General features: G+C 62.0%; 18 protein-coding genes and 1 pseudogene. 13 read left to right on the top strand and 6 right to left on the bottom strand.

What is annotated here, in order from left to right:
• Positions 1–94: 94 nt before the first annotated feature.
• Positions 95–571: a hypothetical protein gene (locus tag LO787_RS09065; protein WP_232495516.1), complete on the top strand. Its 477-nt coding sequence runs from the start codon at positions 95–97 to the stop codon at positions 569–571.
• Here LO787_RS09065 and LO787_RS09060 read toward each other — a convergent pair.
• Both LO787_RS09060 and LO787_RS09055 read right to left on the bottom strand, forming a co-directional pair.
• Positions 562–4,335: a conjugal transfer protein TraG N-terminal domain-containing protein gene (locus LO787_RS09060; RefSeq protein WP_232495515.1), complete on the bottom strand. Its 3,774-nt coding sequence runs from the start codon at positions 4,333–4,335 to the stop codon at positions 562–564. The two genes, LO787_RS09065 and LO787_RS09060, sit on opposite strands and share 10 nt — an antisense overlap.
• 11 nt (positions 4,336–4,346) lie before the next feature.
• Positions 4,347–5,381, bottom strand: a pseudogene (locus LO787_RS09055) (conjugal transfer protein TraH); the annotation flags it as partial.
• Here LO787_RS09055 and LO787_RS09050 point away from each other — a divergent pair.
• The 8 genes from LO787_RS09050 (at position 5,356) to xth (ending at position 10,414) form a co-directional block, all read left to right on the top strand.
• A complete protein-coding gene (locus LO787_RS09050) occupies positions 5,356–5,826 on the top strand; it encodes a hypothetical protein (RefSeq protein WP_232495514.1) in 471 nt (156 codons plus the stop codon). The pseudogene LO787_RS09055 and the gene LO787_RS09050 overlap by 26 nt on opposite strands.
• Positions 5,816–6,370, top strand: a complete 555-nt coding sequence (locus LO787_RS09045; RefSeq protein ID WP_232495513.1) for a lytic transglycosylase domain-containing protein — start codon at positions 5,816–5,818, stop codon at positions 6,368–6,370. Before LO787_RS09050 ends, LO787_RS09045 begins: the two co-directional genes overlap by 11 nt.
• 243 nt (positions 6,371–6,613) lie before the next feature.
• Positions 6,614–6,808, top strand: coding sequence for a helix-turn-helix transcriptional regulator (locus tag LO787_RS09040; protein WP_232495512.1), 195 nt, complete (start codon positions 6,614–6,616; stop codon positions 6,806–6,808).
• A 552-nt stretch (positions 6,809–7,360) separates the two neighbouring features.
• Complete coding sequence (locus LO787_RS09035; RefSeq protein ID WP_232495511.1) at positions 7,361–7,627, top strand: hypothetical protein; 267 nt, start codon at positions 7,361–7,363, stop codon at positions 7,625–7,627.
• Between the two features lie 20 nt (positions 7,628–7,647).
• The gene (locus LO787_RS09030; protein ID WP_232495510.1) at positions 7,648–7,875 is read left to right on the top strand and encodes a hypothetical protein; all 228 of its coding nucleotides are present in this window, start codon (positions 7,648–7,650) and stop codon (positions 7,873–7,875) included.
• Positions 7,876–8,311: 436 nt separating this feature from the next.
• Entirely contained in the window at positions 8,312–9,025 is a 714-nt protein-coding gene (locus tag LO787_RS09025) for a DUF899 family protein (protein ID WP_232495509.1), read from the top strand.
• Between the two features lie 162 nt (positions 9,026–9,187).
• Positions 9,188–9,565: a VOC family protein gene (locus LO787_RS09020; RefSeq protein WP_232495508.1), complete on the top strand. Its 378-nt coding sequence runs from the start codon at positions 9,188–9,190 to the stop codon at positions 9,563–9,565.
• Positions 9,566–9,616: 51 nt separating this feature from the next.
• Positions 9,617–10,414, top strand: a complete 798-nt coding sequence (xth, locus tag LO787_RS09015; protein WP_232495507.1) for an exodeoxyribonuclease III — start codon at positions 9,617–9,619, stop codon at positions 10,412–10,414.
• On the opposite strand, the gene LO787_RS09010 is transcribed toward xth, so the two are convergent.
• Positions 10,411–10,677: a hypothetical protein gene (locus LO787_RS09010; protein WP_338045420.1), complete on the bottom strand. Its 267-nt coding sequence runs from the start codon at positions 10,675–10,677 to the stop codon at positions 10,411–10,413. The genes xth and LO787_RS09010 overlap by 4 nt on opposite strands.
• A gap of 240 nt (positions 10,678–10,917) precedes the next feature.
• Between LO787_RS09010 and LO787_RS09005 the strand changes: the two genes are divergently transcribed.
• Positions 10,918–11,079 (top strand): hypothetical protein, encoded by a 162-nt coding sequence (locus tag LO787_RS09005; RefSeq protein ID WP_232495505.1) that lies wholly within the window; start codon positions 10,918–10,920, stop codon positions 11,077–11,079.
• 76 nt (positions 11,080–11,155) lie between these two features.
• Positions 11,156–11,749: a glutathione S-transferase C-terminal domain-containing protein gene (locus LO787_RS09000; protein ID WP_232495504.1), complete on the top strand. Its 594-nt coding sequence runs from the start codon at positions 11,156–11,158 to the stop codon at positions 11,747–11,749.
• A gap of 8 nt (positions 11,750–11,757) precedes the next feature.
• Here LO787_RS09000 and LO787_RS08995 read toward each other — a convergent pair whose 3' ends face one another.
• Positions 11,758–12,609 (bottom strand): SDR family oxidoreductase, encoded by an 852-nt coding sequence (locus LO787_RS08995; RefSeq protein WP_232495503.1) that lies wholly within the window; start codon positions 12,607–12,609, stop codon positions 11,758–11,760.
• A gap of 104 nt (positions 12,610–12,713) precedes the next feature.
• Between LO787_RS08995 and LO787_RS08990 the strand changes: the two genes are divergently transcribed.
• Entirely contained in the window at positions 12,714–13,319 is a 606-nt protein-coding gene (locus LO787_RS08990; RefSeq protein WP_232495502.1) for a flavodoxin family protein, read from the top strand.
• On the top strand, positions 13,316–13,669 hold the full coding sequence (locus tag LO787_RS08985) for a hypothetical protein (RefSeq protein WP_232495501.1): 354 nt from the start codon (positions 13,316–13,318) through the stop codon (positions 13,667–13,669). Before LO787_RS08990 ends, LO787_RS08985 begins: the two co-directional genes overlap by 4 nt.
• A 107-nt stretch (positions 13,670–13,776) precedes the next feature.
• Here the strand turns inward: LO787_RS08985 and LO787_RS08980 are convergent, their stop codons facing one another.
• Entirely contained in the window at positions 13,777–14,070 is a 294-nt protein-coding gene (locus tag LO787_RS08980) for a plasmid stabilization protein (RefSeq protein WP_232495500.1), read from the bottom strand.
• Between the two features lie 231 nt (positions 14,071–14,301).
• The gene (locus LO787_RS08975; protein WP_232495499.1) at positions 14,302–14,877 is read right to left on the bottom strand and encodes a class I SAM-dependent methyltransferase; all 576 of its coding nucleotides are present in this window, start codon (positions 14,875–14,877) and stop codon (positions 14,302–14,304) included.
• Between the last annotated feature and the right edge of the window lie 64 nt (positions 14,878–14,941).

Here is a 14,941-nt window from a genome sequence, read left to right as displayed (position 1 = left end):
AGAAAATTGGACAAGAAAGACAATATGTCTTGTGTTTTCGAACGTGACAAAAAAGGGCCTTGGATGGTAATGGAGATGAGAAAGGATTTAGCCGATGGCTGCTACCATCGAACATGACACGGCCCATCAAGACCGTCCTCGTCGGACGCCGTCGGCTTGGTTGTGGAAGCCTTGGTATGCCAAGCTGTGGTGGACTGCGATCCCTGTCTGGTGGCTGGGGCTGGCTGCTTCGACTGAAGTTGAATCCCTTGCCGGTTTCTACGGCGGTGCGCTGGCGGGTTTCCTCAATGTCTTGTTCCTGCCCATGACTGCACTCATCGTGCTGGGCGCTGGCTATGTCCGCCAGTGGATGGACAGCTTTGTCCCTCAGGCCGATGGAAGGCCACTGACGGACGAGGAAGAGGACGAGCTCATGACCGAGCTCGCCCAGCAAGAGCACATGCGCTTCATGGCTGAGATGGAAAGGGGAACCAACATATACGATCCCCGATCGGGGGGGCTGTGGGTTGGAAATCCCAACAACCCAAACAATGGATCCTACATCGATCCGCACAGGCATCGTCATTTCTGATGGTTTTTGAAGCTGCTGTCTCCGTCAACGGCACTTCCGTGAACATCGGTTGAGAAGGTTCCCTTCGAGAGGACCGAGTTCTGTTCCAATGATGTGAGTGGCCCGGTAATGTCAAATGTTGCTCGTCCGTCGTCAGCGTCCTTAAGGTAGCGATTGCGTAGGCCGTCGCTTCCCAAGATATGTTTCGACAGTTCGCGAGAAAACGTCGCGGCCGGATCGTAGGTACGCGCTGCGGCAAGTTCTGCTGCTGCTATTGAGTTTCGAACGTCGTAGCTCACGATATCCATCGTGGATTGAGCATTCTCGCTCAGCACTCCGACATCGCGGCTTTCGAACCCCAGATTGGCCCCGAAATTCCCAGACTTTATCTGATCCTTTTTCTCGAAAGGAACATCCGAGCGTCGTCGCCCTCGGTTGGAGGTGGCACTGTGGCCTCCTGATGATTCCGTTTCCGATACGGTGACGGACTTGCCCAAATTGATGCCGATGTTGGTTCCCATCGTAGCCTGGTCCTGAGCGGATCGGGACAACGACCGCTCCCATCCAGTCTGGCTCATGATTGCCTGAACATCCCGTTGAAGGGTGTCGGCGACCTGTGGCTTGAGGCGCCACTCTCCCTTGCGGTTCATCTCGAAGCCGCCACGCAGCCAGTTCGCCAGCATTTCCTGGCCCTCCTGTCCTCCACCCATGAAGTGCTCGATCGTGTCCGGCCCAGCCTGCTTGCCGGCCTCGAAGCGGGTACTGGTGTCGGACCGTGCCGAGCGGGCATGGCTGGTCGCGCTCGACACGAGAAGATCGTTGTGCGCGAAGCTGAAACGGGCCTTGCCGCCGTTGGCAATCGCGCCGAGCTGGCTCTCGTTTATGAGGCCGCCTTTCCACATCGCGGCCGCAGTCTGCGGGGTCAGGTTCAGGCTCATGTCGCCGTTCTGGTCCATCGCGATCTGCCGCCTGGAGAGCGTGACGCCATGCTCGGCGAGCAGGCCCTGCATGCGGGTCAGCCGCTCCTTCTCGACGATGCCGGTGAGCCTGTCGTTGCGCGCGCGATCGGCGATCCCGTCCGTGCCGCCTTCAGCCATGTCTACCTGGTTTCCTGCGGTCCGGGAAAGGGCCTGAATGAAGCTGTCCAGCGTCGCAGCCTCCCGCGTCGAGGTGCCTGCGGCTGCCGCTCCCTCGGCAAAGCCGAAGTTCTCCGCCTGTCGCCGCTGTTCGCCGATCCTCGCAGCAGAGCGCGTACCTGCCGTGCCGACCTCGCGCTGGGCATCGAGCTTGCCGGACCGTTCGGCGAAATCGTAGCCGGCCGCTTCCCGGGTACGGCCGTAGACGCTCGTGCCCACTCGGGTGGCCTCGGCAGTGGCGCCATCGGCGGTCCCGACCTGGCTTGCGGCATTGTAGGTCTCCAGCGCATGGAGAACCTGCGCCTCGCTGCGCCCGGTTGCCTGCGAGAGCCGGCTGATCGCGGTGCTGCGCGCTTCGCCGGACAGGGCGTTGATGAAGCCGATGCGGCGCGAGGTTTCCTCGATCGGCAGTCCAAGCATGGCCGCCGCCTGCCGCTGGCCGTCATTGCTTCCGGTGCGCCAGGCCTGCTCCGTCGCGACGTTGGCCCGCTCTGTCTGCGCCACCCGCTCGCCGGCCTGGTCGCGGCGACCTTCCATGGCGCCGACCTGGATCTGCGCTGATGTCAGGTCATTCGAGATCAGCTGCTGCTGATCGTAGGCATTGGCAATGAGCTTGGCGAACGTCGGATCGGCCTGCGCCTCCGCGATCACGCCCGAGGCCTTGAGCTGCGCGTCGGTGGCCGGGTAGCCGGCGCGTTCGAAGTGGCGGGTCGCCGCCTGCATCATCATGCCATAGGCTCGCTGGTCGCCGAACGCGCGCCACTGGACAAGGTTCTGGCTGAAGGCGGCAAAGGCCTTTTCGCCGGCCTCTCCTGTTCCGAAGTATCCCGTGCCAAGGCTGCGAAGCGCATCCTTCTCGGCGAACTGGTGGATGGCACCCGTTGCGGCGTTGGCCTGGACGGAGCGGGCGACCTCCGGGTCGGAAAGATCGCGGTTGCCGAGGGCAGGGGAGAGGCTGCCGACCTGGCGCGCACCTTCGATGCTGCCGAGCGCGAAGGCGGTGTGCGCCCCGGTGCCGGGGCGATCGGCAAGGATGTGACCTGCTTCACCGAAGCTCCTGTTGCCCTGAAAGTTCGACCGTTCCCCGAAATCACCGAAACTGGAGGCGGCGGCAGCGCGCGATCGCGTTCCCATCGCGCTCGCCTGCGCCTCGAGCGCCGAGGCCTGGCCTTCTGCCGTGACCATCGGTGCCGCTGCCGCCGTGCCTTGGCCGGACACGCCGAGCGCACCCGAGGTGAAAGCGCCGAAGACGTTGCCGCTGAAGCGAAAGACGGTGAAGACGAAGGCACCGGCAAGACCTGCCGCCGCAGTGCGGAAGCTGCCGAACATCGCCAGCGCCTTCATGGCCGCCGATGGTGCGAGGAGCCAGGCGTTGGCGCCCAGCGCATTGGCGCGCAGTTCCTCGAGTACTGCCGTGGCGCGGCCAAGCGTGAGTTGGTGGATGCCGGCATCGATCACGCCCCACAAGGCAACGAACACGAACATGCCGATCGCGAAGCTCGCAACCCGCATGTTCAGTGGCGTGAGAATGAAGAGCAGGGCGATCGGGACCATGAACAGCATGATCCCGAAGACCACCGCACGGATCGTCGGCATCCATTCGTTGGCGACGGACAGCGTGGCAAGGCCGCTGGATACGACGGCCCGGTTGGCCATGACGCGGGCCGCAGAGGCCGGGCTGTCCTCGAACAGCACGTCCCCCACGCTGTTGCCGAGCAGGATATGCGTCAGCAGGCCCTGCGCGGTCATGGGGCGGCCCAGCATCATCTGGCCCATTTCGCCGAGTTGCTGGCGGCAGCGGGCAAGCTGCTGTGCGTTGGTGGCGTCGAACCCGGTGTGAGCGCAGATCTGCCGCGAGTAGTCCTCGAAAAGCGATGGGTCGGACAGTTGACCGGAGATGTGCGCCCACGCCTCGGTGCAACTGACGGTCGTACCGCCCTTGTCGCTGGGGGTGTAGACGGTCGAGAAGGTCGCGGGGCCGGCCATCGCCGCGAAGGCTGCAGGAAGGTCTGAGGACGTCCGAAACAGCTGGTCGTCATCGACCCCGTAGGCAGGCGATACGCGTGCCACCGGATAGCACTGGCGCACGTAGTCCTTGATCGTCGCATCGAGGAAGGTGTCGGTCATGGGACCGCGTGGCGACACTGCGTTCAGGAACAGGTCGAAACTGTGGCCGCCCGCACCGAACTCGATCCTGGCATTCGGGTCCAGAGTGTTGTCGTCAATGGTCTCGGCAAGCGCCCGCTCCATCATGTTCGTCGCACCGGCGACGAGAACCAGCAGGTTGGGGACACCACCGACGGGCTGATAGGCATTGCGAACGCGGTCGTAGACGTGGACAGTGCCGGTCGTCGCCACCAGACCGACGAAGATGCCGACACCGACAAGGATCTGGAAGCCAAAGGCGACGAGCCCCATTCCCGTGCCGCGCACGCTGGCGAGAACGGCTCCGAGGCCAATACCGACAGTCGCCACGATCACCACCAGGGTCTCGTAGCGCGCATCGCCGAAGATCATCGAGACAAGCCGCAAGGCGTCGACGGTCTCGGCGAACCCGCCGTACGTGTGAAAGCTGGTGTCGATCGCGAGCGCCGGGGAGGCGCTGAGCACCGCGCCGAGCCAGATAAGAATCCGACCATACCGGTTCATGGCGAAGCTCCCTACTGCCTGCGCGCGGCAGCGCCGACGGCATCGCGCGCGTCGCGGTCGCGTTCGCGCAGCAGCGAGGCGTAATTGGCCGAAAGGTTCGCCGACGACAGCGCGGCGAGGTAGCTCTGGCGCATCTGCGCGCGCTGTCGCAGCACTTCCTCGCGCAGGTCGCGCAGCTGTTCGATGCCCTTGGACAGGATACGCGTCTGGCAGACATTGGCGGTGGCGCCGTCGGCCGATCCGGCCACGCTCGCGCCACGCTCGGCATTGCTCAGCGTGAAATCGATCGTGCGCGAAAGGTCGTTGAGCATCTGGTAGGCCAGCGTCAGCGCGACCAGCTCGTCGGTATCGGCGATGACGGAATCGACGACGCCCTGGCGCATCCCCCATTCGAGCATGCGATAGACGGGAAGCGTTCGCACGTTCGCCACGAATTGCCGTTCCTCGGCAGATAGCGCGGTACGTGTCCGGATCCTCGTGGCGATCGACTGCATGCGTTCGCGCGCCAGCACCAGCGCGCCGCGACCGCTTCCATCCTGCGCGCAGTCGGCCGTGGTGGGCGGCAGGTTCAGTGCGCGGCGCTGTACACGGCCCGACAGGAAGTCCTGTGCGCTTTCGGTATCCTGCGCCGGGCACTGCGGAATGGCGGTGAACAGCGGGACTTTGTCGTCCGCGTCCCAGCGCATGTAGACATCGCCCACCCGGGCCCGCATCACGCCCGCCCAGTCACCGGCACCGACCCTGGCGGCGGCATGGCTCAGGAGTGATCCGGTCCGGAAGATATCCGTGACCTCCGCGGGACAGTTCGCCAGCGCGTCCTTCAGGTCTTCGGTCGGGTTGTTCGCATTCGCCTCGATCCTCTCCCGGCTGTTCTGGTAACTCTTCGCAAAGCCCTGCTTCACCGAACGGTAGCCGGTCATCTCCTCGATGATCCCGGACATGTTGTCGTCGCCCCTGGCGATCTGCACCATCCGGTTGGCGAGCCGGCAGTCGTTCACATGGATCGAGTTCAGGAAATTGGTGGCCGCCTCCATCTTCGAGACTATCCAGAACTTTTACACGGCGATTACGCGGGCCCGTTTTGGGGTGAAGCTGTGGACCGAGAATCTCGACCGGCTTGTCGATCGTCTGTCGCGGCGGTCAGGCGAGAAGACCTCCGCCCTCGAGGGCTTGGGTCGTCTCGACCTCGATCGCGTCGCCGGGCGCAGCGTTCGTCATTCCGAGCGGATCGCGGCGCTGCGTGACGAGCAGGTGCAACTTCGCCAGAAGCGTGTGGAGGCATCCCTGATCGCGGGCCGGCAGCAAGCGAACCCGCATCCCGATGTGGCCTACAGGCTGGCAGGTGGAGCACAGCAGGCGGCTAAAGTACTGGATCGATGGGTGGCCCGAATATTCCAGGAAAAGTTCGAACGCGAGCCTAGCCTGGATCACGTCACGCCCATGGAGAGCAGGTCGGCACCAATCGAAGGGAGGGTTCGACATGGCCGCTAGGGAGGAGAAGCTTCGTTGGTGGTGGATTTTCATCCGTGGCGGAGCTGCCGTGTGCATCGTGATGACAGGACCTTGTGCTTACGCAAAGCAGACCGCCACCGTAGAACAAGAACAGCGGATCGGCGCCTGTATTCGCCAGTCCTCGCAGGGTCGCCAATGGCTTGAAGACACATTGTGGGCCATCCGCGAACAGGAAGCCGGATGGATCGGCGCGGAAGTGCGCAACACCAATGGGACCCATGATCTCGGGCCCATGCAGATCAACAGTTGGTGGGTTCCCAGGATCGCAGCACTTGTCGGGCGTGACAGAGCCGAGATCAGATCTCGGCTCATCCATGATGCCTGTTTCAACGTTCAGGTTGCGCGTTGGATTTTTCTTACCGGCTTGGCAACGACTGGCGAGTTCTGGAAATCGGTCGGCATTTATCACAGCCCGACGCCATCGCGACAGCAAAGATACGCCCGCGAGGTCGCCACGAAGTTGCACAAACGGTTCGGCAATCGCGCCAGTCGCCGCACGACCGCTGCAGTGGCGAGTCGATGACTGCTGGATTCTCCGCGTCTCATCCGGCTTCCAGACAGTCGCGCAGACTTGGATAACTGTGAGATGGCCTCCCAATTGCCCGCCGCGTCACATAGGCGAGACTTTGGTCTCCGATAGAGTGCATCTGCGTCATCTCGTCCTCTACATGCCGCAATCGGCACTTAAGTGCCCTTGGCCTTCACAATTAGGGGCGTAACGGCTTGGATGACCTGACTTCGCCATCTCGCTATAGGGTCATCTGAAATGGAAAATGCCCGTTTTCTCAGGATGAGTGTAGTACTCCAGCAAAGCGGTCTTTCCAGAGCAACCCTGTATCGGAAGATGGCCGATGGAACGTTCCCCGCGCAGATACATCTCGGCGTACGCGCTGTTGGATGGCGCGTGGAGGACATAGAGGCATGGTGCAACGATCCGCAGGGCTATCGCGTCGATCGGTGACATGCCGGTGCCGGGGTCAATCGGCGAAGCCTCACAGAGTCCGGGATGCGGCCGACTATAATTGCTTAATCGGCAGTGCCCTTCATACGCACTTCCCAGATGCCAGTGCCGGTTCGGTATTCGGACTTTAGTGGTTAACCCTCGAGCGCGCCATCGCGTCGAGTGTGCGACATGGGGGAATTTCGCCTCCATATCTTAGGTGATTGGCACAACCCGCGGTCGTTCGGGATTGTCTGGTAGCCATGGCCTTCCTGCATAGCACATTGCGGAACGAATGTGGAACATATAGCATTTGGGCATCCCCTTTGGAGTGATTCTGAGATGCCCAACCTCGCCAGAATGGATGGGTTGTTCGATCCGAGAGGCTACGCGACCGATGCCGACGCTCCGCCGTTCGGGGAATGGTATCTGGAACAGGCTGCGCGCGGAGGCCTGATCGGCCAGATCGCCGTCGTCGCTTCATCGGACCGCAGCCCTACGAAAATTAGAGACGCCGACGCACCAGATAAGCTCCATGGCAGAATTGGGTAGCGTCACACTATGATAACACCGATGGCCGACGACGCACTGATTGCCTTGGCGCAGCACCGGTTCGAGCAAGCCGATCGCTTCGATGCCACTTATGATGATTGCCGGCTGCTTCATGACATTTTCCCAGCGGTGATTCAGCGTCTCCGCGAGAAAGTGGAGGTTACGCGGGACTTTGTGGCCCTGGACCGATCGGCAACTGAGGTGCCGAAAAACTGGGAGAAGCAGGCAGCTATCGTGGACAGTCGTGCTGAGGACGAACAGATGCAGCTCACGCTGCTCCACATTTAAGAAGAATGAGCGGGCTACGGATGACCGATGAAAAACTGATTGCGCATGCAAGGCGGCTGCATGCTCTGGCATGTGGACAGGGTGCGAGCAGGCACGACCTGATCCAACTCCGAGATCTGGTGCCGATGCTGCTTGAGCGACTCAGCGCACAAATAGCGCTAGAGAAAGAAAGGATCGTCGTACCTCAGGTTAAGGAAGCAGCATTAGCCGGTACGTCCAGCTCCATCAAGGTGACTGTCGTCAAGTGATCTGGATAGTTGTGATCGGTCGCGTTCAAAGTCAAAGAATTGGCGGCCGAGCGCCATGATCGGTTTGCCCAATCGGCTGCTTTGCGCCGATTCCGGCTGCTTGACCGTTGAGCCGCAATTCCCAAAAGCAGCCCATCCTGACTGGTCAGTGAGAAGCAATCTGCGAGAACTCGTTCATCACCATGGCTCCAGTCACGATCAGGATGATGACCAGAAACACGTTGATGCATGCGAACTCTGCCGTCGATTCCAATTCGGTGAAGACAGACCAGAGCTGCAGTTGGGCGGTTTGATTGTGTCGGCTGGGCTATCGTGTTTTAAAAACGCTTGGGAGACTTGAGAGGAACTAGGGTCGTCTCCGGTGATTGCACGATTATCGCAAATGCAGAGTGCCGATCTCCTACGGAGCCGGCGCACTGCTCGAAGGAGCATGATCGTGGACGAAGCCAATTTGAAGTCGGCGGCCGATCTCGCCAAACATCGCAAGGCGGCTTTCCCCAATGAGAGCGCCGAGTATGCCGAGGCGCGCGAGAAGTTACTGGCGCAGGAAATCGAGTTCCGACGCCAGATGACGCGGCTAGCGGAGCAGCGTCAGGCGCTGCCGCCGGGGCCATTGATCGAGAAGGACTATCGTTTTCGCGACGCCGCCGGCACCGATCTCGGGCTGATCGACCTGTTCGGTGACGACGAGACGCTGATCACCTACTTCTGGATGTTCGGACCGCAGCGCGATCGCCCGTGTCCGATGTGCACCAACTGGCTCGGAAGCGTCGACGGAAACGCCTCCGACGTGAAACAGCGCGCCGCGCTCAAGATCCTGGGACGAAGCCCGGTCGCGAGGCAACAGGCCTTTGCCGACGAGCGCGGCTGGCGGAACCTCGATTTCGTCGAGACGGTGGGTGACGACTATGCCCATGACCTGGGCGTGCTGACGCCTGAGGGTGACGAGTATCCCGCGCTCGTGGTGTACCAGCGGGATGGAGATGCAGTCCGGGCGTTCTATTCGGCTGAGATGCCGGCCGAGGCTGCCGATCCCGGGCAGGATCCGAGGACTGCGCCCGACATCGCGTCGCTCTGGAATCTCCTGGACCTCACGCCCGAGGGACGGGGGACGGATTGGTATCCCAAGCTCTCCTACGAACGGGACTGATCCGGCCGCTGGGAAATGCACATCTGGCCCAAGCGCTGGATTAGCCGGCCCATATCAGCGGTTGATCGTTCAGATCCGGACAAAGTGGGGACCGGTGCTGGCAAAGGCCAGATGATGGAGCAACTTCCGCCGCCATGCCGGCACGATCGATGAGGACAAGTCGTGATCCACCATGTCTCAGTTGGAACCAATGACCTCGCGCGCTCGCGGCGCTTCTACGACGCGGTCCTCTCGACCATAGGCCTTTCGTTCATGGCGCAAGACGATGAAGGCATCGGCTGGGGCAGCGGGCTCATGAGCTTCAGCGTCCAGGTGCCCGTCGATGGCAAACCGGCCACGGTCGGCAACGGCAACCACATCTGCTTTGCAGCGGAAGACCGGGAAATGGTTGATCGTTTCTACGCAGCGGCGCTCGAACAGGGCGGCACGAGCGATGGCGAGCCGGGCCTGCGCCCGAAATACGATGCGCATTATTATGGCGCGTTCGTCCGCGACCCTGACGGCAACAAGATCGAGGCGGTCACGTACTCGGCGAAATGATATGCTCGCGGCCGCGGGGAACGACATCGACCGCCACAGGCTTTTCCGCCTGTGAAGATCGCAACCTACAATGTGAACGGCATCAATAGCCGTCTGAACGTGCTGCTGCGCTGGTTGGCATTGGCCGAACCGGATGTCGTTTGCATGCAGGAGCTGAAGGCGCCCGACAGCGGCTTCCCCGAAGCCGCGCTGCGCGATATGGGGTATGCTGCGATCTGGCAGGGCCAGCCACGATGGAACGGGGTCGCGATCCTGTCGCGCGTCGGCGAAATCCACGAGACACGGCGCGGCCTTCCCGGCGACCCCGCCGATGACCAGAGCCGCTATATCGAAGCGGCCATCAACGGCGTGCTGATCGCCGCCCTCTACCTGCCAAACGGCAATCCCCGGCCTGGTCCCAGGTTCGACTACAAGCTGCGCTGGTTCGACCGGCTGCACGACCATCTCGCCGGCCTCGTCGCGCTCGACGCGCCTGTCGTGATCGCCGGCGACTTCAACGTCATGCCGACCGATCTGGATGTCTATGCGCCCGATCGCTGGCGCGACGATGCGCTGTTCGCTGCGCCAGTGCGCGAGGCCTATGCGCGCCTGCTCGGGCAAGGCTGGATCGATGCGCTGCGCGAGCTGCACCCCGGCGAGCCTATCTACACCTTCTGGAAATACTGGCGGAACTCGTTCGAGCGTGACGCGGGATTGCGCATCGACCACGTGCTGCTCAACGAAAAGGCTGCCGCGCGTCTTATTGCTGCCGACGTCGATCGCCGCCCGAGGGCATGGGACAAGACCAGCGACCATGCGCCGGTGTGGATCGAGCTCGCCGACAACGCGAGACGGCGTCGAAAGGCCTAACGCTCGTCTTCAGGCAGACCCGCATACCAGTCGGCGTAAGGACCGGTGCGAGCGAGATGGCGGTTGAGATCGGGCGTGCCGTCGTCCCACCATACCGGGCCACGTTCACCAAGCGCCCGCTTGGCGCAATCGACTTCGACATGCGCTTCGTCCTCAGCCTTCGTGTCCTGGCTCTTGCGAGCGACGGCGACCGCCCGGCGCGCAGCCATCAGCGTTTTGACCAGCTCGTCGCGTTCTGCCGAAGAAAGGCGGGGATCGGACATTCGCCACAGGCGTCCACGCACCACAAAGTAGCGTCCGTCGGGCGTTATCGGGTGCCCGCCGGCGCGCGTTTCATGCGGCGGTCTCATACTGACGAAACCCGTGCCGCTGGACAGCGTTCCCCTTGACGACGGGAGAGCGCGATAATGTCGAGCCAGAGTTTCAAACCCACACTGAGAATGGCGTCTGCTGCGCGACGCGGGCTTCGCCTCCGCGCGAAGTTCGGGCGAGGCGGAACCCAGGTGGGCGTCGATCGCGCGCATCAACTCGCCGAGCGGCGCGACCTCAGCGAAGCCGATGTAAAGGCGATGCACAGCTTCTTCGCTCGGCATGCCGTCGATAAGGACGGCAAGACCCACAAATGGAACTCGGAGAGCGACCCGTCGGCCGGCTTCATCGCCTGACTGCTGTGGGGCGGCGATGCCGGAAAAGCGTGGGCCGATCGCAAAACCACGGCGCTCGACAATTAGGAAACCGACGATGAAGCTCTATTATTCTCCGGGCGCCTGCAGCCTTGCCGACCATATCGCACTCATCGAGAGCGGGCTTCCGTTTGAAGCAGAAGAAGTTGATCTCAAGGCAAAGACCACGGCCAGCGATGCCGACTACAGAGGCATCAATCCCAAAGGATATGTCCCGGCGCTCGGCCTCGACGATGGCAGCGTACTGACCGAGAATATCGCCATCCTTACCTACATCGCCGAGCGCTCCGGCACGCTCATGCCGCCGGGCGATCTGGGCAGATTTCGCGCGCTAGAAGCGCTCGCCTACATCTCGACCGAACTTCACAAGGGCTACAAGCCGTTCTTCATGCCCGATAGCAGCGACGGAGATAGATCGGCCGCACGAGAGATGCTGGCCAAGCGCTTCGCGCTGTTCGAGGAGGCGCTGGGGCAGCAACCGTATGCAGTCGGCGACAGCTTCTCCGTCGCCGACTGCTACCTGTTCGTCATGCTGTTCTGGGCGAAAGAGAAAGCCGGTCTCGCTGTGCCCGCCAGGCTCTCAGCCTATTACGAGCGGCTCCGCGACCGCGACGCGGTCGCGAAGGCACTGACGGAGGAAGGTCTTGCCTGACGGCATTATCATCCGTTGACGATCGTACCGCCATTGGGATGCAGCACCTGTCCCGACATATAGCTGGAGTCCTCGCAGGCGAGGAACAGGAACGCCGGCGCGACCTCATTGGGCTGACCGGGACGCCCCATCGGCGTATTTTCTCCGAAACTCTCCAGCTTTTCCGGGCTCGCACCTCCGCACGGATTGAGCGGAGTCCAGATCGGTCCAGGCGCGACGGCATTCACGCGGATGCCGTCTTCGATCAGATTTTCGGAGAGCGACCGCGTGAAAGCGGTGATCGCGCCCTTGGTCGAGCTGTAGTCGAGCAGTTCCTTGCTGCCCTGGTACATCGTGACGCTGGTGCAATTGACGATCGCGGCGCCGCGCTTGAGGTGGGGTCGCGCGGCCTGGACGAGGAAGAACATGCCGAAAATGTTGGTCTGGAAGGTCCGGCGCAACTGATCCTCGGTGATGTCGGTGATGTCCTTGTCGGGATGCTGTTCGCCGGCATTGTTGACCACGATATCAATCCGGCCGAATTCCTTCATGGTCTGGTCGACGATTGCGTCGGAGAAATCCCTCTGGCCGATATCGCCGCGGATCGTGATCGCCTTGCGGCCTTCCGCCTCGACAATGCGCTTCGTTTCGGCCGCATCATCGTCTTCTAGTAAATATACGATAGCGATATCCGCGCCCTCGCGGGCGTAGAGCGCGGCGACTGCCCGTCCGATGCCGCTGTCGGCACCGGTGATGATTGCGACCTTGCCGGCGAGCCGATCCGAGCCCTTGTAGCGCGGCTGCCATTCCGGCTTGGGCTCCAGCTTGCTCTCGTGGCCGGGCAGCGCGTCTTCGTGAATCATCCTGGCGGTATCGGACATCGGGGTTCTCCTTCGCTTGAAGAACCCATCGGCGCGCGAAGAGTTCTTCACGTCAAAACGGATGATCGCATGCTCGCGGCAGCCGACACGCGAGGAGAGATGAAATGGCGCTCAAGGCACTGGCCCTCAACTGCACCCTCAAGTCTGACGCGCGCGAGGCGAGCTCGACCGATGCGATGATCGCCGTGCTCGAAAAAGCGTTCGGCGAGAAGAAGGTCACGATCACCGAGACCGTTCGGGTGGTGGCGCTCGACATCAAGCCCGGCGTTACATCGGATGAAGGCGAAGGCGACGATTGGCCGGCACTGCGCGCCAATATCCTTGCCCACGACATAGTGATCTTCGGCGGGCCGATCTGGATGGGTCAGATATCGAGCGTTGCCAAACGGGTGCTGGAACGCATGGATGCGTTTCTCTCCGAGACTGATGAGAAGGGACACATGCCGAGCTACGGGAAAGTCGCGGTTGCCGCGATCGTCGGCAATGAGGACGGCGCGCATTTCTCGTCCGCGCAGCTGTTCCAGGCATTGAACGATGTCGGCTGGAGCATCCCCGCGGTCGCGGCCTGCTACTGGGTCGGCGAAGCGATGGGCTCGATCGACTTCAAGGATCTGAAAAAGACCCCGGACAAGGTGACGGAGACCGCAAAAATGGTCGCGAGCAATGCGGCTCACCTTGCCGGGTTGCTTAAGGCGGCACCCTACCCATGAGCCAGATGGCGATCCTCTCGCCGCTGCTAGTCTGCTGGCGCACAAGAATGCAGTTCCCCGCCGAGGGGCTTGAAGGCGAAACGAGCTTCGAGTGGCTGCAGGAAGATGGCCTGATGCTCATGCGCTCGCGCACGGTCGACGCCGACCTGCCGCCACCTGGTGTTGCGGTGATCTGCTATGATGACAGTTCGGCACGCTGGTCGATGGGCTATCACGATGATCGCGGCGTCTCGCGTATCTATGACATGACATTCGATGGCCGAAGGTGGACATTGGCAGGCAAGCCGCAGGATTTTTTCAGCGCTTCGAGGCGACGATCGAGGACGGTCGCATCGATGGGGCATGGCTGAAATCGGACGATGGCAAGGAATGGTTTGAGGATTTTCTAATTAGCTATCACCGTATTGATCGCTGAGATGCGGCCCAGATGGAGGCGTTGGTGCGGGTTCAGAGCCTTCTAACCATTGCCGTTCTTGCGTCGCGTGACCCATCCCTTTCGGGCGGCTGCCGATCTCTGTTCGGCGGTGCCGGACTTGTTGGCTCTGCCGCCACGGCGCGATGACACATGGATGTCGGGCTTACCCCGTCCTGACCCCGACTTGTTGCCGCCGCCGCTCTCCTTGTTGACCGTCGCCCAGGCGCGGGCGGCTGCTTCCTTCTTGGGAACGCCGCGCTCCTCATAGCCTTCCTCGATATGCGCGGCCTTGCGCTTCTGCTTGTCTGTATAAGCCGATTTGTCGCCGCGCGGCATACCAACTCTCCTTCATCTTCCCCGCTCAAACGAAAAACCGAGGGACATCGTTCCAGTTGCTGATGCTGGCCGGGCCGCACCGAGTGGGGGTCGCAAAGCACGCGGGACGCGGTCATTTCCACTGCTTCACGCGTTGGAGATGACGATAGAAAACTTCGGTGAGCAATGACAATTGGTGAAGAATTCCGCGTCGGGCGCGTGGCCTCGCTCTCGGTCATTTCTTCTCGCGCGCTAGGCATTCCGGTTCGGTCCGCTTGCCCAGTAGAGGTGGCAGGGCGGGATATTCCACCATTCGTAGGCCTCGCGCAGGTCGGAGAAATGGCGCTCAATCAGGGGCCTGATCGCCGTGCGCATTTGATAGGCCGCAAGCTGCCCGGAAAGTTTGAGCGCCAAGGCGCTCTCCCGCATGATCGCATCGCCTTCAGCGGGCCCGAGCGTCGAGAAAGGCAGCCCGGTCACGATACAGTCGGCCCGGCCGAGGCCATGGTGGTCAAGATGATCGTTCACCTCCTGTGCCGACCCTTCGACAACGATCAGCCGGTGGTCGTCGCAGTACGAGCGCAGGCTCCTGGCGAACTCTGCGCCGGTCTCGATCGCCACGAGCCGCGTGTCGGGACGCATGCGCCGGAGGATCTCGAAGGTGAAGCGACCGCTTCCCGGGCCATATTCGATCAACAGTGCGATCTGTGACCAGTCGAGCGGTCCAAGTAAATGATCGACCATCTTCATGCTCGCGGGAAAGGCTGACCCGACAGCGCCGGGGTTTCGAATGAATTCCGACAGAGCAACCCAGCCTGTGTCTTTCATCGGCCTCTCCTTCGATGGAGAACCGCTGAGCGCCCCATTGGCTTCAGGGCATTTTCCGACCAGT

The organism is Novosphingobium kaempferiae, from assembly GCF_021227995.1.
Taxonomy (GTDB): Bacteria; Pseudomonadota; Alphaproteobacteria; order Sphingomonadales; family Sphingomonadaceae; genus Novosphingobium; species Novosphingobium kaempferiae.
The sequence above is the reverse complement of the archived record's forward strand: the minus strand, read 5'-3'. Positions and strand labels throughout refer to the sequence as shown.

Excerpts from the sequence above, each read along its gene's own strand:
- LO787_RS09045 (WP_232495513.1), top strand. The coding sequence starts at position 5,816 with ATGGCCGCTAGGGAGGAGAAGCTTCGTTGGTGGTGGATTTTCATCCGT.
- LO787_RS09060 (WP_232495515.1), bottom strand. The coding sequence starts at position 4,335 with ATGAACCGGTATGGTCGGATTCTTATCTGGCTCGGCGCGGTGCTCAGC.
- LO787_RS09030 (WP_232495510.1), top strand. The coding sequence starts at position 7,648 with ATGACCGATGAAAAACTGATTGCGCATGCAAGGCGGCTGCATGCTCTG.
- LO787_RS08990 (WP_232495502.1), top strand. The coding sequence starts at position 12,714 with ATGGCGCTCAAGGCACTGGCCCTCAACTGCACCCTCAAGTCTGACGCG.
- LO787_RS09035 (WP_232495511.1), top strand. The coding sequence starts at position 7,361 with ATGGCCGACGACGCACTGATTGCCTTGGCGCAGCACCGGTTCGAGCAA.
- LO787_RS09010 (WP_338045420.1), bottom strand. The coding sequence starts at position 10,677 with ATGTCCGATCCCCGCCTTTCTTCGGCAGAACGCGACGAGCTGGTCAAA.
- LO787_RS08995 (WP_232495503.1), bottom strand. The coding sequence starts at position 12,609 with ATGTCCGATACCGCCAGGATGATTCACGAAGACGCGCTGCCCGGCCAC.
- LO787_RS09040 (WP_232495512.1), top strand. The coding sequence starts at position 6,614 with ATGGAAAATGCCCGTTTTCTCAGGATGAGTGTAGTACTCCAGCAAAGC.
- LO787_RS09000 (WP_232495504.1), top strand. The coding sequence starts at position 11,156 with ATGAAGCTCTATTATTCTCCGGGCGCCTGCAGCCTTGCCGACCATATC.
- LO787_RS08975 (WP_232495499.1), bottom strand. The coding sequence starts at position 14,877 with ATGAAAGACACAGGCTGGGTTGCTCTGTCGGAATTCATTCGAAACCCC.
- LO787_RS08985 (WP_232495501.1), top strand. The coding sequence starts at position 13,316 with ATGAGCCAGATGGCGATCCTCTCGCCGCTGCTAGTCTGCTGGCGCACA.
- LO787_RS09065 (WP_232495516.1), top strand. The coding sequence starts at position 95 with ATGGCTGCTACCATCGAACATGACACGGCCCATCAAGACCGTCCTCGT.
- LO787_RS08980 (WP_232495500.1), bottom strand. The coding sequence starts at position 14,070 with ATGCCGCGCGGCGACAAATCGGCTTATACAGACAAGCAGAAGCGCAAG.